The following is a 22,989-nucleotide window of genomic DNA, read 5'->3' as shown; positions in this document are numbered from 1 at the left end:
AACCAAGTATTATATAATATGATATAAGTGCGGCGCAAACATGATAAATATCACTTTTTTGACTGATTATTTTCTTTCATGAAAGTTAAAAAACGCGCTAAATTTGATAAGAAAAGCAATTTTTGTTTTACCAGGAAATTTACATTTAACCACTCCTTAAGAAAAACCAATGATAGCCATAACTTTCACAAGAGCAAGTGACTACCTTAGTGTTGGGAGTTTATGGCAAAATATAGGTTTTTACGCTATATTAATAGTATTAGCATGTATGTTAACCAACCAATTTGTTTTGTTAAAAGCGCGTAATGGCAAAAGACAAAAAAATCTTTAAATAGATAGTTAGTAAATTATGCAATTTTACATGCCTGGCTTGCATATGCCATTGTTTAGCCTGGATTTCATGCTTTATGATTCGTACATAATTAAGAATGGAAAGGTAGATGTTATTCAAGCCTTCCCATCCTTAAATAACTTCGCCTGGTTTAATATCAGAACATTTGGCTGCAGTTAAAGCGCCATTACCAAACTGTACTAAAATTTATAATAGCATAAAATACCTGTGAAGCCAACGGCAACCAACCCTACTTGCTTAGCACAACTCCTTTAATGCCTTTATGCGTAGGGGCCACCTCTTTTATACTCCCGTCATTATTAAACTCCAGTTTATCAATACACACTTCCCGGTTGTAGCCGGCTGCATCGCCCATGGTAATACCTTTGGGGTAATTAAAACGATGGTATACAATATACCATTCGTCGCGGCCGGGAATTTGTATAACCGAATTATGCCCGGTTCCGTAAATGCCTTCTTTGGTATTTTTAGCAATTACCACGTTGTTTGCAGGCACCGTTATTGGCCCAACAGGCGAATTGGATGTTCCATAATGTACCGTATAATCGGGGCTGCGCGTATCGTTTTGCGACCACATAAAATAATAGATGCCTTTACGGTAAGCTACATAAGTACCTTCGTTATAATGCCTGTCGGGTGTTAATATTTTTGTGGTACCGGTTTTTAGCGATATCATATCGTCATTCAACTCGGCGCAGGCCATGTAGCCGTTGCCCCAGTATAAATAATTTTTGCCTGTTTGCGGGTCGGTAAAAACATCGGCATCTATTTGCTGGCCACCTTTTACGCCTGCGGGCAAACTATCAACCAGCGGTTTCCCCGAATCAACAAAGGGCCCGGCCGGATCATTGGCCACAGCTACGCCAATTTTTTGCGCGGCGGCGAAGTAGTAGAAATATTTATAGCCCCCTTTTATCTTTTTTTCGATAATGCAGGGCGCCCAGGCATTCCGTTTTGCCCAGCTTACATCCCTGGATAAATCAAGTATCACGCCTTCATCCTTCCAGTTAACCAGGTTGGCCGATGAAAAGGCTTTAAAATAATTGCCGCTCCAGCCGTCAAAACCATCGCTTGTGGGGTACAAATAAAATTTGCCCGTTTTTTCGGCATACAATATTTCGGGGTCGGCATAGTAGCCTTCAATTACCGGGTTGTGGTTTTCCTGTACTTGTACGTTGTAGGTTTCAGGCTTTTTGCCTTTGATGGTCGCTGTATATTTCACCGCGCCTTTGGTAAAGTTTTGCGCAATAGTAGGCGTTACTGTAATGCCGGGCAACGCATTGAACGCCGGATTAAATGCCTTTAAACCGGTGCCGGGCAATACCGGTAAGGTGAGGGTGTGAGTGGCAGAATCTAACACAATATTGATCTTTTTCACCTGGCCCGACCGCGGCGACAACATCACATCATCTGTGCTGGCCCATTTGGCAGTAAGGCGGGCGGCCTCCTGCGTTGTTATTGGCATAACTGTACCATGCCGCGGGTGAAAGTTCATGGTTACCTCGTTATCAATAGCGGTAAAATGTTCCAGATCGGTAGTACGGGTAAACTGGTATTTACCTTCGGTATACCTGTCATACATCAGGATATAGGCGTTACTGTTGTTCAGTTTAAAAGTACCAGCGCCTTCTACCGGCGATTTGGTTTGCTGTATATATTTATCTATCAACACATAACCTTCGGTCAGCTTATCTGATACGGCAATTTTAATTCCGGCTCCCGAACCTTCTGTTTTAAAAAACAAGTGATATTTTCCATCCTTATAAACAATATCCCCATCAATACAGGCTCCATTGTCGGGCTTAAAAAATAGTTGTTTGGGCAAAGTTTCCAGTCCCGAAAAATCTTTGTTGGCATAAGCGTAATAAATTTTATCAGGCCCGTTGCCAAAGCGCATCGACCAATATATCATGTACTTGTTCAGCTTAGGGTCGTAAATAGTTTGAGGGGCCCACACCCGGTTTACACCTTCAAACTCCTTAAATACCTGCGGCACAATAACCGTATGTGACGTCCAGTTGATTAAATCGGTAGATTGCATCAGTACCATGGCTGTATCCGGACCCCAGCCGTACTTTTCGGTATTCATGTCGGTTGCAACCATGTAAAATGTTTTGCCGTCGGCCCCCCTCAGGATATGCGGATCACGCACTCCCCCGGTTGTACTTATGGCCGCCGAACTTAAAACCGGCAGGTTGTTGTTAAGGGCCCGGTAATGATACCCATCGGTACTTAAGGCAAAACGAATTGCTTCACCTTTTTTGCCGCCTGTAAAGTAGGTAAACAAATACGCCGAATACGCATCGGCTTTAGTGGCCTTTTTAGCCTGCTGGTTGCCGGCAGACTGAGCAACAACACCCGACGCATGTCCAAGTATTGTTAAAAACACAATTAAAAAAAGCCGCGTGCATTTCAGGGTGTTCATACGTAATAAGTCTTTTCTTTAAAAATATACAGGTTATAATGGTGTTTAGCATCAGACGGGGGCAATTTTTACGCCCTGCGAATCCGATGTCAATATTAATTTAAAAGTGTCAAAAACACAATTATTTTGATAATTTTATTTTTGAGCTCACCACAATCATTTAAGTTAATAAGCCCACCGGCCTGCATATATGGGTTATACCCATGAAGGCTGAATGATAGTTAACATCACTTTTTGTTAAGCAGCTTAACAAAAATCCGATTATTGTAGATATCAACCCTGTAAAATAGCAACGAGTAGTATAAATGGAAAGCGGCGGAATTTCTTCCGCTGCTTTTTGCGTTAATAGCCGCATTGCATCATAACACTAACTTTATTCACAATTTCTGCCCTCAATGAGGTATTGGCTCGTCATTATAACTGGCAAAGTTCATTTGCACAAGGCCATTATCATCAAACTGAAAAACCTGCACGCCGTAGCTTCTGTGCCACTGGTTTTCGGCATTGTGCCATTCATATTCAAATGTTACTGCCATGCGGCCTTTCAATGCCCCCCAAAGATTAAGCTTGATTTTAAAGCCAGGGTTTTGCTGCCATTTACCTGCCAGGAATTGTTTGATCTCGTCCCGCCCGTTTAAAAATGAGGTTCCGAAGCGCATTTGGGCTTCAGTGGCATAATTTGCGGCTGCTTTGTCAGGGTCGAGGCTGTTCCAGTCATTTTCTAACAATTGAAGTTTTTCTGCCGCGTTATCCATATCCCATGGAGGTAGCGGATATTTTTTCTCTGTTTCCATAAAGCAAAGGTCATGAGATACCGGATACCCCAACATGGATAGATCGTGCTTTAACATGGACGATCGCTATTGCCAAAAAGAGGATGGAGAAAAAGGTCTAAGCGTTCGCCTTGTCAAACCCGACCGTATCCCTGAAAAACTGTGGGGAGATGGCCACATGGCTTTTAAAAAAACGGCTGAAGTAAAATTCATCAGTAAAGCCCAATTCATAGGCAATTAGTTTAACTGGCTTGGCGGTAAGGTATAATTGTCGTTTTGCTTCAATAATTATTCTATCTGTTATAAGTGCCGAGAGGGTTTTATTAAAATGGATTTTGCTTATCTTGTTTAATGCAGCAGTACTGATGTTTAATAATCGGGAATAATCGCCAGCGCTATGCAACGATTTAAAATGCTGTTCAATAGCATCCTTTAAGTCATTTAAAATAACAGGGGGCTTGGGCACAGATGTACCTGCTAAACCCCGTTGTCCCATTTTTATCCGCGAAGCATTAATGAGTAATATTTTGAGGTAGGATATCAACACCTCTAATTGAGCGACTGCCACCTGCTGCAATTCGGTTTTAAGCTGCATTATGGTGGTCAGCAACAATTGTGTTTCGACGATGCCAAGTGAGGTAACCGGCGATTCGTAATTATTATTAAACAGTACGCCGTTGCATGATACCTCGTTACGGTGCTTATGCAAACAAAAAAACTCGGGATGGAAGTTAACCATAACACCCCTAAACTCCCCTTTGCTTTTAATTTCAAAAGGCTGATAAAGGGAAAGGCAGATCAGGCTGTTTTCGGTAAAGTTGTATTCAGAAACATCTGCCAGCACCGTACCCCTACCTGCCAGCACCAAAATCACCGAAAAATAATTATATTTATTTAAGATGCAGAAATGCCGGTCATCATTAAAGGTGTAAACCTTAAATGCTAACGATTTAGTTTGAGGATTAACCAGTTCTAATACGTTATCGTCGTCCATGGTGAATGGTAAAGATAGAAAGGGTGAGGCCAAACTCAATACATTGATTAAAAAATGCAGTTTGTAATTTGCATGCGGGAAACGCAATTATGCGTCTGCAAAAGGAAAATCACAAAAAAGGCACAGTCCTAAAACCATGCCTTTTCTATTTTTGACTTTTGAATTTTTATTTTTGACTTAGTAACGGTAGTATTCCGGTTTAAACGGACCTTCAACAGTTACGCCAATGTAATCGGCCTGGTCCTGGTCTAAAACTTCCAGTTCAACACCTATTTTGGCAAGGTGTAAGCGGGCAACTTTTTCGTCAAGGTGTTTTGGCAGGGTGTAAACTTCGTTTTTGTAAGCGGCACCGTTTGTCCAAAGCTCTAATTGAGCTAAAGTTTGGTTGGTGAACGAGTTACTCATTACAAAGCTTGGGTGGCCTGTTGCACAACCTAAGTTTACCAAACGACCTTCTGCTAAAACGATAACATCGCTGCCTTCAATAGTATATTTATCAACCTGTGGTTTAATCTCGATTTTGGTGTTGCCATAAGCGCCGTTTAACCAGGCCATGTCAATCTCATTATCAAAGTGACCGATGTTACAAACAATAGCCTTGTCTTTCAACGCGCGGAAGTGCTCTTCGCGAACGATGTTTTTGTTACCTGTAGCGGTAACAACAATATCAGCCTCTTTAATAGCAGTACCTAATTTTTTAACTTCAAAGCCTTCCATAGCTGCCTGTAATGCGCAGATAGGGTCAATTTCGGTAACGATAACACGTACGCCAGAGTTACGCAATGAATCGGCAGAACCTTTACCTACGTCACCATAACCGCAAACAACGGCTACTTTACCGGCCATCATTACGTCGGTTGCACGGCGGATGGCATCAACCAACGATTCGCGGCAACCGTATTTGTTATCGAATTTCGATTTGGTAACAGAGTCGTTAACGTTAATAGCAGGCATTGGTAATGTACCGGCTTTCATACGCTCATATAAACGGTGTACACCTGTAGTAGTTTCTTCAGATAAACCTTTAATATCAGCAATCAGTTCAGGGAAACGATCCAATACCATATTGGTTAAATCGCCGCCATCGTCCAATATCATGTTTAATGGTTTGCGGTCTTCGCCAAACCACAGGGTTTGCTCAATACACCAGTCAAACTCTTCAGCGTTCATACCTTTCCAGGCGTAAACAGAAATACCTGCGGCAGCAATAGCGGCAGCGGCATGATCCTGGGTTGAAAATATATTACATGACGACCAGGTAACTTCGGCACCAAGTGCAATTAAAGTTTCAATTAAAACGGCTGTTTGGATGGTCATGTGCAGGCATCCTGCAATACGGGCACCTTTTAATGGCTGGCTTGGACCATATTCGGCTCGCAGCGCCATCAGGCCCGGCATTTCGGCCTCAGCCAGTTCAATCTCCTTGCGGCCCCATTCGGCCAGTGAAAGGTCTTTTACCTTGTATTTAACAAAAGCAGTTTCTACTGATGACATATCGTTTTCAATTTTGTGCAGCAAATTTAAATCATATCCCCGTTAAAATGAAATAGGCAGCAAAGTAAGGGGGTATTTGTTGCCATAGGGCAAGTGGACAGCGAGAGAATATCTCGTGGAATTTACCCGACTGCCTCTATATTGCTTTTGTCTTGATTCCTGATTCTTAATTCTTGATTCTATTCCACCACCCCCATGCTCAGTAATCCATTATAAACGCCGCCGGTTTCAACCAGCAGGGTTTGGGTGGTTATAGTACCTGTGATTTTACCGGTGGCCCGTATTTCAAGGGATGAAGTTTTGATATCACCAGTTACTGTGCCGTAAACAACAATCTCTTTAGTAATGATATTGCCGTTAATAAGGCCTTTTTCACCAAGAATAAGGCCTTCATCAACTGTAACATCACCGGTTACCTGTCCGTCAATGCGGGCAAATGCCGGGGCTTTAAAATTGCCGCCAATTTCGCAGCCTTCGCTTATCAGGGTTGATATGGATTGCAAATCGAGCGATACTTTATCTTTTTTACCGAAAATAGCCATAGTTACGTTATAGGTTGTACGTGTTAAGTTTTACGTTTTTGCATAAACATGAAGCAAAAAATATTTGAACGTATTACGTAAAACGTCCAACGTAAAACTTACTTATTCAGTGTTAAAAAATTAACCGGGTTTACGGCTTTGCCGTGCCTGCGTACCTCGTAGTGCAGGTGTGCGCCGGTTGAGTGGCCGGTTGAACCAACAAGGCCAATCTCATCGCCCAGGTTTACTTCCTGCCCTACTTTTACTTTTATTTTAGATAGGTGCCCATAAACAGTCTGAATATCATTAATATGCTGAATGCGGATGCAGTTGCCGTACCCACCGGCCCAGCCTGCAAAAACAACCTTGCCGCTTGCGGTACATTTTACCTCGTCGCCACGTTTGCCCTTAAAATCAATTCCGGGATGAAATTCGGCGCTGGCACTGTCAAAAGGGTCGCTGCGGTAACCAAAAAACGAGGTGAATGAACTGATGCGGGGGTAGCCCATGGGGGTAAATGCAATAGTACCCATCAGGTGGTTAAGGTAATCGTTGTACAGCGAGTATACTTCGCCATCATTTAGCTTTTTACCCTCGATGTTGTTATCGCCGCCAATTCCTTTGGTGCTAAAACCTTTTAAGCCACGGCGGCGCAGGTAGTCATTAATCGTTTTTAGTTTACCTTCAATGGCTTGAATATAGCTTTGCGCACTACCCTGTTTAGCCTCGGCCGGCGCCGCAACCTGTGCAGGTATAGCACCTTTTAGTTTTACTATCTGGGCCATCAGCGCTTGTTTTTCAACTTCCTGCTGCTGGTTTCGCCACCTCAAATAAATGATACTTGCCACCAAAACCAATACCACCGACAAGGCGCCAAGCGCGTAATGTTTAAGATTGTTAAGGTGTTTTGTTTTAATTTGTAAAGACCGTGTAGGCTGTTGGTTTTTATTAATAACAACAACGGTACTGATATCAGATGTCTTTTGTTTCATCAAACTCATAAATTAGGGGCGGCAATATAACAATTACATCCAACAAATCAATAGCCATTATAAACAAACGCCTTACCGTCTGGCGGTTATCATAAGGCTACATCGTCAGCATATTGTTATTATTGCGTTTTTTAAACGTAAACTGTTAATCATTTCTTATTTTTGTGGTTGATAAAAATTCAAAAAAATAAACATACCATGTATCCAGAATATTTAGTTGCCCCAATGCGGGAAGATTTAACCAGGGTTGGTTTTGAGGAGTTGAAAGATGCCGAGGCGGTAAAAAACGCTATTGAAAGCGAAGGTACTGTATTTGTAATGGTAAATTCAGTATGTGGTTGCGCTGCCGCAAATGCACGCCCTGCCGCCAGGATTGCCGCTGCCAATGAAAAGCACCCCGATAAATTAGTTACCGTTTTTGCAGGTATGGAAAAAGAAGCCGTAGATGCTGCACGTAACTATATGCTGCCTTACCCTCCGTCGTCACCGGCTATGGCATTGTTTAAAGATGGCAAACTGGTACACATTATTGAGCGCTACCAGATTGAAGGCCGCCCTGCCCAAATGATTGCCGATAACCTTATTGGGGCTTTTGAACAATACTGCTAATTTTAGGCGAAAGCCGAAAGGCTAAAGGCGAAAGGTAAAAGCTAAAAGGTTAAGGATGGTAAAGTCCACAATATTTTAAGCCTGCAAATAAAACGTTAAATAAAAAGCCCGGGAGATTTCAAATCCTCCGGGCTTTTTATTTTAATTATCTGCACATCTGTAATTTGAAATCTGCACATTTAAAATCTGCCTTTTTTCATTTTCAAATCTTCAAATTACCAAATTTTCAAATTCTTTCCATCTGCACATCTATTTAGTGTCGTTGATTTGCTTAATTGCATCGTCGGCTGCTTTTACTGTTGCATCATCATGCATTTGCTCACGCTTTTCTTTAATGTTGGTTATAAATTTAATAGCGGCATCGCCTGCGCCCTGTGGTTTATATTTTATACCAAAGTCTTTAATCTGACTTATACCTTGCTGGGCGTACTCTGGTTTCTGAACACGACCTGCCATGGCACTAAACTTATCGAGGGCATTATACTTTGCCTGCGGCGCAGCTTCGTCAAATTGCTTGTACACAAACGCCCATTGGGCATCAGTTCCGCTGGTGGCGTAAACATTCATCATGGCCGCGGTTAAGCCTCCTTTGTTATCGGCTTCATAATTTTTTGCCAGGTTCATGGCCAACGCCGGGTCGAGCAAATTAATGGCGTTTAATGCAGCACCCTGTACTGCATATGACTGACTGCTTAGTGCCTGTTTAAACAAATTCATATTACCCGATGCTTTAAGGCTACCCAACGCAGCTATAGCCTGGGCCTGCACCAATGTATTATCATCTGTTTGCACCAGCCTGGCCAAAATAGGCTGCGCCGCGTTACGGATGGCATCATTATCCAGCTTAATTGTACGGATGGCTTTATTGCGCAAACCGTAATACTTATCATTCAAAGCTGCAATCAGAACTTTTTGCGCATCTTTTTCGCCTTGCTTATCGGCTACTGCATTAATGGCTTCCAGCCTATCCAGATAAAGCGGCGCGTTAAAATACTGAAAAGCAAATTCCTGCAAGGTTTTATGGTCGGTTTTTTTAACCAGTAGTATTTTATCACCATCAACATTTACCAGGTCGGGTTTTGATGCCAGCTTGAAGGTTAGTGTATCGTGTTGGTTGTTCATCCAAACCTTATGACGTGTTTTTTTGCCGCCTGCGTAAATATCAATGGCCATTGGCAGTTTAAATATCTGCCCATCCTGGCTTTGCTGCAGGTAAACAGTTTGTGTTTTGGTGGCATCGTCCCATTTATAACTAATATCCAGTATAGGATGGCCGGCACCATAATACCATTGATTAAAAAACCAATTCAAATCGAGCCCACTGGCTTGTTCAAGAGCTAAGCGCAATTGCTGGGCTTCGCCGTTTTTAAAGGCATTAGTGGTCAGGTAAATATTCAGGCCTTTATAAAAAGCTTCGTTGCCTAAATAGTTACGCAGCATATTTAATATGCGACCGCCTTTTTGATAGGTAACCACATCAAATACATCCTCTTTATCTGCGTAATGAAAGCGCACCAGGTTTTTGGTACGTGCATCCGGCGACCGCAGGTAGTTTTGCATATCAATATAGTTATGCTCGTCGGCTACATCTTTGCCGTATTTATGTTCGGCCCAAAGGGTTTCGCTAAAGTTGGCAAATGATTCGTTTACGGTTAGGTTGCTCCAGCTTTCGGCGGTCACATAATCACCAAACCATTGGTGAAAAAGCTCATGTACAATAGTACTGCGACCATCGTCATAATAGGCATCTAACAGTTCGCGGTGGGTACCTTGTACATAAGCACCGTGCAAGGTAGCAGAGGTATTTTCCATCGCACCGCTTACATAATCGCGAACTACAATTTGCGAGTATTTATACCAGGGATAATCTACCCCTAAAGTTTTGGAGTAAAACTCGATAGCTTCGGGTGTCATCCCGAAAATTTCTTTGGCGTATGGTGCATACTTAGGCTCCAGGTAATAGTTTACTTCTTTGTTGCGCCATTTATCTTTATAGATCTTAAAATCGCCAACGGCCATCATAAACAGGTATGGCGAGTGTGGCAAATCCTGTTTCCAGGTATCGGTGCGGGTACCATCAGCGTTGTTTTTTTGCGATACCAGTTTGCCGTTTGACAAGGTTACGTATTTGGATAGCACGGTCATGCTAATCTCTTCGGTAGTTTTCTGGCTTGGTTTATCAATGGTAGGGAACCATGCCGATGAACTTTCGGTTTCACCCTGTGTCCATATCTGGGTTGGTTTATCTTTTTCGGTGCCATCGGGGTTAATAAAATACAGCCCCTTAGCATCGTTAATAGCAGCGCTGCCTTTTACTTTAAGCTCATTTGGTTTGGCAGTGTAGTCAATGTAAATGGTGTAGCTCTCGTTATTGCGGTAAACTTTATCCAGTTTAATAGCCACGCTCAGGCTATCCTGATAAGTAAATTTCAGTGGCACGTTTTTACCGTTTTTTACAACAGCAATGGTTTTTAAGTCCATGCCTTTGGCGTCTAAGCGGAGTGTATCAGTAGGATAAAAATGTGGTTTTAACGTAACCCATTCCTTGCCGTACATGTAATGTTTTTTGTAATCGAACCGAACATCCAATTTGGTGTGCACCAGATCGTTGACCTTACGGGGTGTTTCGCGGTAAATTTTAAGTGCGGGATCTTCGGGCTGGGGCGTTTGCTGGGCCTGTGATGATGTAAACGTGGCAGACAAAGCCGCGGAAAGCAGTAGTGTAGATAATAGTTTCAAATCAGTCATATATGGTAAATAGTATACAAACAGCAGCGGATGTATTATAAACTAATACACCTGCCGGGGGCAAAAGGTTTTGACCCTCAACGCACGTAAGACGCGCGGTAAACATTAATGTTACCGTTACAAGAATTTATTTACCGTTATAAGCTGTATATTTTCCCCTCTTTCATGATAAAGCTTACATTTTTCATTGCTTTTATATCAAGTAAGGGGTCGCCGTCAACCGCAACAATATCGGCTGATTTCCCACTGGCTATGCTGCCAATTTTCGAGCTCATGCCCAGCAGATCGGCGGCGCTGCTTGTTGCCGATTTTATGGCTTCCATTGGCGTCATGCCACCTTCAACCATGTACTGAAATTCAATGTAGTTTTTACCGTGTGCGTATACTCCTGCATCGGTACCAAAGGCAATTTTCACGCCGGCCTTGTAAGCCCTTGTAAATGTTTGTTGTATCTGTGGCCCTATTTCCAATGCTTTACGGGCAATTACCGGCGGAAAGAAACCAGGAATGCGAGCAGAATCGGCAACCGATTTTCCGGCAATGATGGTGGGTACATACCAGGTACCGTACTGTTTGGCCAGTTTAATATCTTCATCGTCCATAAAGGTGCCGTGTTCTATCGAGGTTACGCCACCCAGTATAGCCCTACGTATACCTTCGGCGCCGTGGGCGTGGCAGGCTACTTTAAGCCCGTAATCTTTGGCTGTTTCTACAACGGCCTTTATTTCGTCGATGCTGAATTGCGCACCCGATCCATCCTCGCTTAAATCCAATACCCCGCCTGTCGATGCAATTTTGATCACGTCAGATCCGCGTTTAAATTGAAGCCTTACAGCTTTTATCAATTCGTCCTTGCCATCGGCTACGCCCTCATCGGGCCCCGGGCGGTGGCTAAAAGCATCATCCCTGAACCCGTCCGACGGATCCATATGGCCGCCACTGGCCGATATTGCCCTGCCGGCAGTTATCACCCTGGGGCCGTCAACCAAACCCTGCCTTATTGCCTTCCGCAGGCTTATATTTACTCCGGTGCCACCAAGGTCGCGCACGGTAGTGAAGCCTGCCATTAAGGTCCGTTTGGCAAATACCGATGCCTGGTAAGCAACGTCGGCATCGGTTAATGTAAAACCCTGGATAGCCGAATTTTTATTAAACTGAGATTCGAGGTGTACATGGCAATCAATTAGCCCCGGCATTACCGTTTTGTTTTGCAGGTTAACTACCTTATCTGTTCCGGTTCCTGATGTATAACCTTTCTGGATATCTACAATGGTTTTACCCTCAACAACTATAGTTATTTGTGTTTGCGCTGCCGGCGAGGTTCCGTCAATCAGTTTTCCGCATTGGATATAAGTTTTTTGGGCCGATGCGGTTTCTGCAACAAAAAGAAGAAAAACGAAGAGGATAATTTTTTGCATATAAAGATGAGTTACCGTTACTTAAGCTAAAATATGATTATTTTTCACAAATCTGTATAGCTATTTCCGGACGGGCCAAACCGATACCGCTTCCGCATAAAACCGAACACCACATGTTCGTATTCGAACACCCGGCGCATTCTTACTTATACAAACAACTGATTTACTGATATTTAAATAAATGGCACATATTTTATTCTATGTAATTAGTAGGATATACCCTGGTATCATAATTTATCTACCTGTAAGCTATGGATATAGAGGAACACGTTTGGCAACTGGCAACAAAAAAACTGGCTAACGAGGCATCGGCAGATGAGCTGCTTGAGCTGGATAAGTTGTTAATGGAAAATCCTGAACTAAAAACCTCCCTGATGTTAATTTTTGACTGGTGGCAGGATGAAAAAGAGGATACCGCAACTAATAGTCCCTTGTTATTTGAAAGAATACTGCAAAAAATAAAACCTGCAGATACGATGGCCGGCGAAAACACCAGGGTTGTGCCACCTTATTTGCCTGCCTATAAAGAACATTATAAATCGGATAAAAGGGGTTCAATTTTAATTAATATCGGTATGATTAAAAATTATTTAAAAGTTGCGTTAAGGCAATTACAAAAGCAAAAAATGTACGCGGCTATTAAAATTGGGGGCTTTGCGTTTAGTATTGCCGCCTGTTTATTGATTGCCTTATATATCCGGGACGAAGTTAGCTTTGATAAAAACTACCCCGATGCCGATAGGATTTACCGGGTTGTGGGTGCCTATAATATAGATGCCATACATGAAAAAGGCACTTCGTGGCCCGCAGTTATGGCCAAGACCTTAAAAAACGATTATCCGGAGGTCGAGAAATCGGGCCGTTTGATGCCAAACTCGCTGTTTTGGGGAGCCGGCAGCAACGAGTTGAAACGTGCCGATGGCGTAGAAAACACCCATGAGGATGGTTTTGCGTACGCCGATCAGTCGTTATTGGAGATGCTAAAAGTGCCCATGGTGTATGGCGATCTGGCACACGCCCTTACCGAGCCGCAAACCATGGTGATATCAAAAAGTAAAGCCGATAAATATTTCCCTGGCCAAAACCCGGTTGGCAAGGTGATGTACCTGAACAATAACAAAAGCAGGCCCTATAAAATTGGTGCGGTAATGCAGGATTTCCCCGCAACAACACACCTGCATTATAACTTTTTGCTTACCCTTACCGGTATTAAATTTTGGGATGGCGAGCAGGAAACCTGGGGAGCCAGCAATTACGATGTTTACGTGCTACTTAAGCCGGGGGCAGATGTTAAAGCCTTAAATAAAAAGATAACCGATGGCATAATACAAGGCTACTACATACCCGATATGAGAAGGGGTGGCGATAAAAACGCGGATAGGATTGCCGGTGCTTTAACTATGTTTTTGCAAAACATCAAAGATATCAACCTATACTCTTATGATATCCGTGATGGCGTTTCGCACGGCGATATCCGTTTTGTGTGGTTGTTTGGGGCGGTAGCAGGCTTTATATTAGTGATAGCCTGTATCAATTTTATTAACCTGGCCACAGCAAAATCTGCCAACAGGGCAAAGGAGGTAGGTTTACGTAAGGTGGTAGGTTCGCAACGCAGCGGGCTGATCAGCCAGTTTTTAACCGAGTCGTTAATTTACAGCTTTATCTCCTTTATTATAGCCATTATTTTGGCTGCGTTATTAGTGCCTTATTTTAATACACTTGCAGCAAAGACATTAACCATACCATGGCAGCACTGGTGGTTTATGCCCACTATAATGGCTGCCGCGGTAGTAGTTGGCATATTGGCGGGTGTTTATCCCGCATTCTACCTATCCGGCTTTAAACCTGTAGAAGTCTTGAAAGGCAAGCTGGCTACGGGTAGCAAAAGCTCTTTTTTGCGCAACGGGCTGGTTGTTTTTCAGTTTACCACATCCATTATATTAATTATCAGCACGGTAGTTATTTATAACCAGATGCATTACATACTGAATAAAAAGGTAGGTTTTGAAAAAGACCAGGTGCTGATGATACAAGGCACGCACACGTTGGAAGGCGAAGTGCAAAACTTCAAAAACGAATTACTGAAGCTATCGGCAGTAAAAAGCGCCACCGTGAGCGATTTTTTACCGGTATCGGGTACCAAGCGTAACGGCAATGAGTTTCATAATGAGGGTAAACAGAAAATGGAAGCCGGTACGGGTGGCCAGTTTTGGGATGTTGATGCCGACTATATAAAAACCCTGGGCATGACTATAGTGGCCGGCCGGGATTTTACCCCTAAACTAAAAACCGACTCACAGGCGGTAATCATTAACCAAACCATGGCCCAAAAATTAGGCCTTAAAAACCCCATCGGCAAAAAAATAAGCAATTATGGCGCGCCTGTGCCCATTATTGGCGTGGTAAAGGATTTTAATTTTGAAACACTAAAGGGCTCGCTTGACCCGCTGGTGATGCACCTGGGTAATAGTCCGTCTATCGTATCGGTAAAAATTAAAACCGACGACGTAAAAGGTACTTTGGCGCAGATAAATGCGGTATGGAAAAGCTTTTCGCCAAACCAGCCCATCCGCTACAGCTTTATGGATGAGCAATTTGCCAACATGTATGCCGACGTACAGCGTATGGGCCGCATATTTACCAGCTTTGCCGTACTGGCCATTATTATAGCTTGCCTTGGCCTATTTGCCCTGGCCGCCTTTATGGCCGAACAACGCAGCCGCGAAATAGGCATCCGCAAGGTACTTGGTGCAAGCATAGCCAACATTACCCGCCTGCTCTCGCTCGATTTTGTTAAGCTGGTATTTATAGCCATCCTGATAGCGTCTCCCATATCCTGGTGGGCTATGAATAAATGGCTGCAGGATTTTAACCCCAGCAACCGCATCAGCATCAGCTGGTGGATGTTTGCCCTGGCGGGGATAATGGCCATTGTAATCGCAATTTGTACCGTGAGTTACCAAAGTATCAAAGCCGCGTTAATGAACCCGGTGAAGAGTTTAAAAGCGGAGTAAAAAAGAGTCAAGAGTTAAGAGTCAAGAATCAAGACATTTTTGTCATTAGTCGTTTCGCTTCGCGATCATTAGTGAAATACATAAGGATTTAAAAAGCGTATCACGTACAACTTAAAACGTACAACATGTTAAAGAGTTATTTAAAAACAGCGTGGCGGTTTTTGTTAAAAAACAAAACCTTTAGTTTCATCAACATTATAGGCCTGGCTACGGGTACCTTGTGTTGCCTGTATATTTTGCTGTATGTGCAGGACCAGTATAATTATGATAAACAGCATAAGGGTGTAGAAAATACTTACCGGGTAACAACCGACCTGGAACTGACAGGCGATAAGCACCATAGCGGGGCAAGCTCGCCGCCGATAACCCCGGCTATGCGGAATGACTTTGCCGAGGTAAAGCAATTTACCCGCGTGGTAACTACCGAAAAGTTTGGCGCAAAACAACACCTGCTGCGTTACAAAGAAAAGTCGTTTTATGAGAAGGATGCGCTGTTTGTGGATTCTACATTTTTCGACGTATTCAGCTACCATTTTGTGAGTGGCAGCGCTACCAGCGCGTTAACCGAGCCATATTCTATAGTGCTGTTTAAGCCTGTGGCCGATAAACTTTTTGGCAGCGAGAATGCAGTTGGCAAAATGATATCAATTGATAACTCTTTTGGCAAACACGATTATAAGGTTATGGGCGTGGTTGACGAAAGCCTGGGCAAATCGCACATTCATGGCAATATGTACATAGCGATGAACAGCGGTGGATTTGGCGAATCGGTACGGAGGAATGATGCCTGGGCCGGCAACAACTTTCTGTACGCCTACATTAAATTAAGGCCCGATGCCAGCGCCGCAGCCCTGGAAAAAAAGCTACCCGAATTTTTGAATAAATATGCGGCCCAGCAGCTAAAAGCTATCGGCATGAAAAAGGTATTACACCTGCAGCCGGTAAACAGCATTCATACTACCCCGGGGTTTGAAAACGAACTGAGTAAAACCCTCGATCCAAAGTTTTTATTCCTGCTGATATTGATTGCCGTAATGATCCAGGTAATTGCCTGTATCAACTTCATGAACCTATCTACCGCCCGCGCCTCAAAACGCGCAAAGGAAGTTGGTGTACGCAAAGTGATAGGCGCAGGTAAAGGCGATTTGATCAAACAGTTTTTAGGCGAATCGTTCCTGCTGGCATTTATTGGTGTTGCCATTGCATTGCCGCTGCTCATATTACTGATGCCTTATCTCAACCAGGTTACCAGGGCAGATATCCAGTTAGATTTTTTCAGCAATTACAAAATCTGGATAATGCTGTTAAGCCTTGTAGCTGTTACCGGCCTGGTTGCTGGCAGCTATCCTGCATTTTACCTATCGGCTTTCGAAGCAATTAAGGTGATCAAGGGAAATTTTACCAGCCAGGTTTCGGCAACCGGCATCCGTAAATCACTCGTTGTATTTCAATTTGTTTTATCTATAGTTTTGGTTACAGGTATCATTGTTATCTATAGCCAACTAAACTATATCAAGAATAAGGATCTTGGTTTTGATAAAAACCAAAAGCTCATCTTCAATTTTTACACCGAAGCATCCCAGAAAAAAATGGCGGCTTTTACTAATGATCTGAAAGAACTATCGGAAGTAAAAGCAGTAAATAATGCGGATAACTATTTAGGGCAATTTGTACCGCATGATCATGGCGTTTTCCTGGCAGGTGGCAATATGGCTGCCGCTGTTGACGCCCAAAACATTAATACCGACGAACATTTTGTAAAAGCAAATGGCGTAAGCTTAATAAGCGGCCGCGATTTCAGGCTGAACGATACCAACCGCGTATTAATCAATGAAACATTGGCCAAACGCCTTGGCCTGGATGTGCAAAAAGCGCCCGGCACCAGGCTGTATTCTCAATACGATGGCAAACCCGCCACTTTTGTTGAGGTAGCCGGCGTAATGAAAAATTTTAATTACAATTCCCTGCACAGCGAGGTGCGGCCTTTTATGATGGTGTACCAAAACGATCCGGGTTATTTTAATTGTATGCTGGTATCTGTAGGCAGCAGCAATTATAAAACGCTGCTCGATAAAATTTCGGCAGTTTGGCGTAAAGATTTCCCCGAGGTGCCGTTTGAATATACTTTCCTTGATACCGAGGTTCAAAAACAATACGAAACCGAGATCATGCTATCGCAAATCATCAATTCATTTACAATGGTGGCTATTGTGATATCATGCCTCGGCCTGTTTGGCCTGGCAGCTTTTAGTGCCGAGCAGCGCAGCAAAGAAATTGGCATCCGTAAAGTATTAGGCGCAAGCGTAACCGGCATAGTGCAATTGCTATCGACAGATTTTTTAAAGCTGGTGATCATTGCCTTTGTAATAGCCACACCTTTGGCCTGGTGGGGCATGAGCAAATGGCTGCAGGATTTTGAATACCGAGTAACCATTAGCTGGTGGATGTTTGCCCTGGCCGGCATATTGGCCGTAATAGTAGCCCTGTTTACCGTAAGCTTCCAGGCCATAAAAGCGGCATTGATGAACCCGGTGAAGAGTTTAAAAGCAGAATAGTATCAAGTAGTAAGTATCAAGACCGCATCTGGCGAGTTAGAATCAAGAATCAAAACAGCTGCAATGAACTTAATCCGAAAATCAAAAATCTTGCTACTTGATACTCTAAATGAACCAGTGAACTAATGAACTAAAAAGATGAACCAACATTATTTTAAAACAGCGTGGCGTAACCTTATTAAAAATAAGGCCAACTCCTTTATTAATATAGCCGGTCTTTCGGTGGGTATGGCGGTGGCTATGCTGATAGGCCTCTGGATTTGGGACGAGCTTTCTTTTGATCAGTACCATGACAACTATAACCGTATAGCACAGGTTGAGCAGCATTTGAAAAATAATGGCGAGATAAACACATGGTCGGCAACTCCCTATCCGCTGGCTAATGAGTTGCGTAAAAACTATGGCAGCAATTTTAAATCGGTGGCTATGGCAACCGGTTGGGGAAACCACCTGTTAAGTCTTGGCGATAAAAAACTGAACAAGATGGGTATCTATTTTGAGCCGCAAGCCCTTGAAATGTTTACGCTCAAGATGCTTAAAGGTACCCGCGATGGCTTGAAAGCCCCCTACTCGGTTTTGATATCGGCATCAAATGCCAAAGCCTATTTTGGTGATGCCGACCCGATGAACAAGGTGTTAAAAATAGATAACAAGCTTGACGTTAAAGTTACCGGCGTTTATGAAGACCTGCCCCGCAATACTACCTTTGGCGAGATCACCTTTATTGCGCCATGGCAATTATACTTTAATAATACCGAGTGGGTACGCACAGCTGCCGATCCGTGGCGGCCAAACTTTGTACAGATATTTGTTCAGCTGGCCGACAACACCGATTTCGCCCACGTATCCGCCAATATAAAGGATGCCAAACTGCGTAATATAAACCCCGAACTGGCTAAAAAGAAACCGCAGCTGTTTTTACACCCCATGAGTAAATGGCACTTATATAGTGATTTTAAAGATGGTATAAATATTGGCGGCCGAATTAAATATGTCTGGTTGTTTGGCATCATAGGCGTATTTGTATTATTGCTCGCCTGTATCAATTTCATGAACCTGAGTACTGCGCGAAGCGAAAAAAGGGCCAAAGAAGTAGGCATCCGCAAGGCAATAGGTTCGTTACGCAGCCAGCTTATTTACCAGTTTTTCAGCGAATCGTTATTGTTTGTGGTGCTGGCGCTGGCTTTATCCGTGGCGCTGGTGCAATTAAGCCTACCGTTTTTCAACTCTGTATCTGACAAAAGCATGTCTATCCTGTGGACCAGCTCACCGTTTTGGCTCATGATTGTTGGCTTTAGTTTATTTACCGGGTTAATAGCCGGCAGCTATCCTGCGTTTTATCTGTCGTCATTTGAGCCCATCAAAGTTTTGAAGGGGGCGTTTAAAGTTGGGCGCTTTGCAGCCTTACCGCGCAAAGTATTGGTGGTAATACAATTTACGGTATCAATTGTCCTTATCATCGGGACTATAGTGGTGTTTAAACAGATCCAGTTTGCTAAAGACCGGCCCGTTGGCTACAGTCGGGATGGATTAGTTTCTGTCCCTGTAATCAACGACGATGTTCATAAACACCTGGATGTAGTAACAACCGAACTGTTAAAAAGTGAAGCAGTAATATCTGTAGCCGAAGCGGGCGCCGCCCCTACAGAATATGGATCAAGCAGCAGCGGTTTTGACTGGAAGGGCAAAGACCCCAATATGAGTGTTGATTTCCTGACCGAAGGCATCTCTTACGACTATGCGAAAACCATAGGCTGGACATTTAAGCAAGGCCGGGCATTTTCTAAATCATTCCTAACTGATTCATCAGGTGTAGTAATTAACCAAACAGCCGCTCACTTTATGGGTTTTAATGACAATGCCATTGGCGAAACGATTAAATGGAACGGCGAACCGCTGAAAGTGGTGGGTGTAATAAAAGATATGATCGTTAGTTCACCTTATGAAGAGGTGAGGCCGTTTTTGTATTACCTGTCTAAAAATTCCGAATCGACTATCCTGCTCCGGATCAACCCCAAAATGAGCGCCGCATCTGCGCTTGCCAAAATAGAAAGTATTTTTAAAGTTTATAATCCGTCACAACCATTTGAATACCAGTTTGTAGACGATGAATACGCCAAAAAATTCGGCAACGAGCAGCGCATAGGCAAGCTGGCCGCCTGCTTTGCGGGGCTGGCCATATTTATCAGCTGCCTGGGCTTGTTTGGCATGGCATCGTTCCTGGCCGAGCAGCGCATTAAAGAGATTGGGGTACGTAAAGTGCTTGGAGCATCAGTATTTAGCCTGTGGCGCTTAATGTCGGTTGATTTTGTGGTGCTGGTGTTTATATCCATACTGGTTGCCACACCGGTATCGTATTACTTTATGCATAACTGGCTGCAAGGCTACCAATATCACGCCGGCATAACCTGGTGGATATTTGCCGCCGCCGCCACAGGGGCTATGATAATAACATTGCTAACCGTAAGCTACCAAAGCATCAGGGCTGCATTATTGAACCCGGTGAAGAGTTTAAAGACTGAATAAAAAGAAGAATCAAGAATTAAGAGTCAAGAATCAAGACAGAAGCATTGTTTGTAGTGCTGGCGTTAGCCCACAGACAAGACCAATGAACTAATGAACAAGTGAACCAATGAACTAATGAACTAACATATGTTAAGGAATTATCTAAAAATCGCCTGGCGAAACCTTATCAGGAATAAGGCACATACTTTTATAAATATAGCGGGCCTTTCTGTAGGGCTGGCTTGTAGTTTATTGATCCTGCTATGGGTTCAAAACGAACTGGAGATGGATGCTTATCATAAAAACAGCAGCCGTCTATTTTCTGTTTATGAACGTCAGTATTACGATAATAAAATTGTTGGCCAATATAACACCCCTGGCTTATTGCCCGACGAGCTTAAAAAGCAAATCCCTGAAATTGAGGCATCAACTGGCATTTCATACGGCGGCGAAAGCACTTTCCGTGTTGGCGATAAAATCCTGAAAATGGGCGGCGTTAATGGCGGTGCCGACGTTTTTAAAATGTTTACCATTCCTTTGCTACAGGGCAACGCGCAAAACGCTTTGAATACGCCGGTAAGCTTAGCCATCTCCAATAAAATGGCAAAAGCCTTTTTTGGCAGCGCGCAGGCCGCCATTGGCAAAACCATCCGTTATGAAAACCGGAAGGATTTTAAAGTTACCGGTGTTTACCAGGACCTGCCCAAAACGTCATCGCAGCAATACGATTTCATCATGAACTGGGATGCATTTTTAGCAGATAACGATTGGGCAAAAATATGGGGTAACAACGGCCCCTCAACCGTTATCATGTTGCGCCCCGATGCCAACCCGGCTTTGATAGAAAAAAAACTAACCCACTTTTTAGACAACCTGAATAAAAACCAAAAGAAAGGCACATTTACCGAAGAGCTGGGCATGCAGCCATTTAAAGATGGATACCTGTACAACAATTTCGAAAACGGCGAATTTAAAGGAGGCCGTATTGAGTACGTACGCCTGTTTACCATTGTGGCTATTTTTATTTTGCTGATAGCCTGCATCAACTTCATGAACCTTACAACAGCCCGCTCGGTTAAGCGTGCCCGCGAAATTGGGGTGCGTAAAGTTGTTGGCGCGGTGCGCTCGGTGCTCATAAAACAATTTATAAGCGAATCGATGCTGGTAACTACGCTGGCCGTAGTGGTTTCATTATTGTTATTGGTATTACTATTACCCGTGTTTAACAACATTACCCAAAAAGAGATAGCGCTACCATTTCACCTGCCAGCTTTCTGGTTAAAATTGGCTGCAATCACTTTAATTACCGGCTTTATATCGGGCAGTTATCCAGCTTTGTTTTTATCATCTTTTAATCCGGTTAAGGTTTTAAAAGGGACATTGAAATTAGATACCGGTACAACCATGTTCCGTAAAGGGCTGGTAGTATTCCAGTTTTTCCTGTCGGTAGTCATGATCACGGCAACCATCGTTATATCAAAGCAAATGGATTATGTGCAATCAAAAAACCTGGGCTTTGATCGCGAAAATCTGATTTACATCCCGATGAATGGCGAACTGATTCATAAATACCAGGCCTTTAAAGACGAGGCTTTGCAAATGGCAGGCATCAAGTCGATAAGCCGGATCACGGCTACACCAACGGGGCTTGATAACGGCACCAGCGATGTTGATTGGGTAGGTAAAGATCATAACGTACAAATCCAGTTTACACAGGTATCCGTAGGATACGATTTTGTAAAAACCATGAAACTTAAAATGGCTGCCGGCCGCGATTTTTCGAAGGCTTACGGTACCGATTCGGTAGGATACCTCATTAATGAAACAGCGCTAAAAAGATTAAAATATGCCGATCCTATAGGTAAGCCTTTAACCTTTTGGGGCAAAAAGGGGCAAATCATCGGCGTATTAAAAGATTTTCATTTTGCATCGCTGCATGAGCAGATCCAACCGCTGATCATCAGGTATGGCGAGCAAGAAGGTTATGGTAATATCCTGGTGAAAACCCGGCCCGGCAAAACCCGCGAAGCATTGGCCAGTTTGGCAACCCTGGCTAAGCAAATTAATCCCGCATTCCCGTTCAGCTACACCTTCAGCGACGACGAATACCAAAAGCTTTACCAAAACGAGCAGATAGTAACCAAACTTTCAAACGCGTTTGCGTTCCTGGCTATATTTATATCGTGCCTTGGCCTGTTGGGGTTAGCCATGTTTACTGCCGAGCAACGCATCAAAGAGATAGGCATCCGCAAAGTATTGGGGGCCAGCGCAGCTTCGTTATTTACCCTGCTATCGTCAGAGTTTTTGCTGCTGGTTATCATTTCGCTGTTTATCGCCCTGCCGGTATCCTGGTATGCCATGAGCGCCTGGCTGCGTGATTTTGCTTACCAAACGCCAATGCATTGGTGGATATTTGCCATGGCGGGCGGTATTATCATTGTTATAGCCATGGTAACCGTAAGTTTCCAGGCTATAAAAGCGGCGCTGGTTAATCCGATAAAAAGTTTGAGATCGGAATAGAATTAAGAGTCAAGAGTCAAGACAGAATTAGTCATTAGTCATTTCGCTGCGCTGTCATTGGTCATTTAG

14 protein-coding genes are annotated in these 22,989 nt (G+C 43.4%); 6 read left to right on the top strand and 8 right to left on the bottom strand.

Annotated elements, in window-relative coordinates:
* Window positions 1-169: 169 nt before the first annotated feature.
* On the top strand, window positions 170-331 hold the full coding sequence (locus FSB76_RS32165) for a hypothetical protein (protein WP_158642915.1): 162 nt from the start codon (window positions 170-172) through the stop codon (window positions 329-331).
* A gap of 250 nt (window positions 332-581) precedes the next feature.
* Here FSB76_RS32165 and FSB76_RS17325 read toward each other — a convergent pair whose 3' ends face one another.
* From FSB76_RS17325 to FSB76_RS17300, 6 genes are all read right to left on the bottom strand, one after another.
* The gene (locus FSB76_RS17325) at window positions 582-2,777 is read right to left on the bottom strand and encodes a family 43 glycosylhydrolase (protein ID WP_147055470.1); all 2,196 of its coding nucleotides are present in this window, start codon (window positions 2,775-2,777) and stop codon (window positions 582-584) included.
* Between the two features lie 392 nt (window positions 2,778-3,169).
* Window positions 3,170-3,571, bottom strand: coding sequence for a DUF1348 family protein (locus FSB76_RS17320; protein WP_147055468.1), 402 nt, complete (start codon window positions 3,569-3,571; stop codon window positions 3,170-3,172).
* A 97-nt stretch (window positions 3,572-3,668) separates the two neighbouring features.
* Window positions 3,669-4,544: a helix-turn-helix domain-containing protein gene (locus tag FSB76_RS17315; protein ID WP_147055466.1), complete on the bottom strand. Its 876-nt coding sequence runs from the start codon at window positions 4,542-4,544 to the stop codon at window positions 3,669-3,671.
* A gap of 177 nt (window positions 4,545-4,721) precedes the next feature.
* A complete protein-coding gene (ahcY, locus tag FSB76_RS17310; protein WP_147055464.1) occupies window positions 4,722-6,038 on the bottom strand; it encodes an adenosylhomocysteinase in 1,317 nt (438 codons plus the stop codon).
* Window positions 6,039-6,217: 179 nt separating this feature from the next.
* A complete protein-coding gene (locus FSB76_RS17305) occupies window positions 6,218-6,580 on the bottom strand; it encodes a bactofilin family protein (protein ID WP_147055461.1) in 363 nt (120 codons plus the stop codon).
* A 98-nt stretch (window positions 6,581-6,678) separates the two neighbouring features.
* Window positions 6,679-7,551, bottom strand: coding sequence for a M23 family metallopeptidase (locus FSB76_RS17300; RefSeq protein ID WP_225976234.1), 873 nt, complete (start codon window positions 7,549-7,551; stop codon window positions 6,679-6,681).
* Between the two features lie 198 nt (window positions 7,552-7,749).
* Between FSB76_RS17300 and FSB76_RS17295 the strand changes: the two genes are divergently transcribed.
* The gene (locus tag FSB76_RS17295; RefSeq protein WP_090640641.1) at window positions 7,750-8,160 is read left to right on the top strand and encodes a BrxA/BrxB family bacilliredoxin; all 411 of its coding nucleotides are present in this window, start codon (window positions 7,750-7,752) and stop codon (window positions 8,158-8,160) included.
* 249 nt (window positions 8,161-8,409) lie between these two features.
* Here FSB76_RS17295 and FSB76_RS17290 read toward each other — a convergent pair whose 3' ends face one another.
* Together FSB76_RS17290 and FSB76_RS17285 are read right to left on the bottom strand one after the other, a co-directional pair.
* On the bottom strand, window positions 8,410-10,908 hold the full coding sequence (locus FSB76_RS17290; protein WP_147055458.1) for a M1 family metallopeptidase: 2,499 nt from the start codon (window positions 10,906-10,908) through the stop codon (window positions 8,410-8,412).
* 137 nt (window positions 10,909-11,045) lie between these two features.
* Window positions 11,046-12,326 carry a metal-dependent hydrolase family protein gene (locus tag FSB76_RS17285; protein WP_147055456.1) on the bottom strand — a complete coding sequence of 427 codons (1,281 nt, stop codon included), beginning with the start codon at window positions 12,324-12,326 and terminating at the stop codon, window positions 11,046-11,048.
* A 251-nt stretch (window positions 12,327-12,577) separates the two neighbouring features.
* On the opposite strand from FSB76_RS17285, the gene FSB76_RS17280 reads away from it, so the two are divergent.
* The 4 genes from FSB76_RS17280 (at window position 12,578) to FSB76_RS17265 (ending at window position 22,920) form a co-directional block, all read left to right on the top strand.
* Window positions 12,578-15,340 carry an ABC transporter permease gene (locus FSB76_RS17280; RefSeq protein WP_225976233.1) on the top strand — a complete coding sequence of 921 codons (2,763 nt, stop codon included), beginning with the start codon at window positions 12,578-12,580 and terminating at the stop codon, window positions 15,338-15,340.
* 125 nt (window positions 15,341-15,465) lie between these two features.
* Complete coding sequence (locus FSB76_RS17275) at window positions 15,466-17,895, top strand: ABC transporter permease (RefSeq protein WP_147055454.1); 2,430 nt, start codon at window positions 15,466-15,468, stop codon at window positions 17,893-17,895.
* A 138-nt stretch (window positions 17,896-18,033) separates the two neighbouring features.
* Window positions 18,034-20,421 (top strand): ABC transporter permease, encoded by a 2,388-nt coding sequence (locus FSB76_RS17270; protein ID WP_147055452.1) that lies wholly within the window; start codon window positions 18,034-18,036, stop codon window positions 20,419-20,421.
* A gap of 126 nt (window positions 20,422-20,547) precedes the next feature.
* Window positions 20,548-22,920 (top strand): ABC transporter permease, encoded by a 2,373-nt coding sequence (locus FSB76_RS17265; RefSeq protein WP_147055450.1) that lies wholly within the window; start codon window positions 20,548-20,550, stop codon window positions 22,918-22,920.
* Window positions 22,921-22,989 lie beyond the last annotated feature (69 nt).

The sequence above is a fragment of the Mucilaginibacter ginsenosidivorax genome (genome assembly GCF_007971525.1).
Taxonomy (GTDB): Bacteria; Bacteroidota; Bacteroidia; order Sphingobacteriales; family Sphingobacteriaceae; genus Mucilaginibacter; species Mucilaginibacter ginsenosidivorax.
This window is presented reverse-complemented; position numbering and strand designations above follow the sequence as displayed.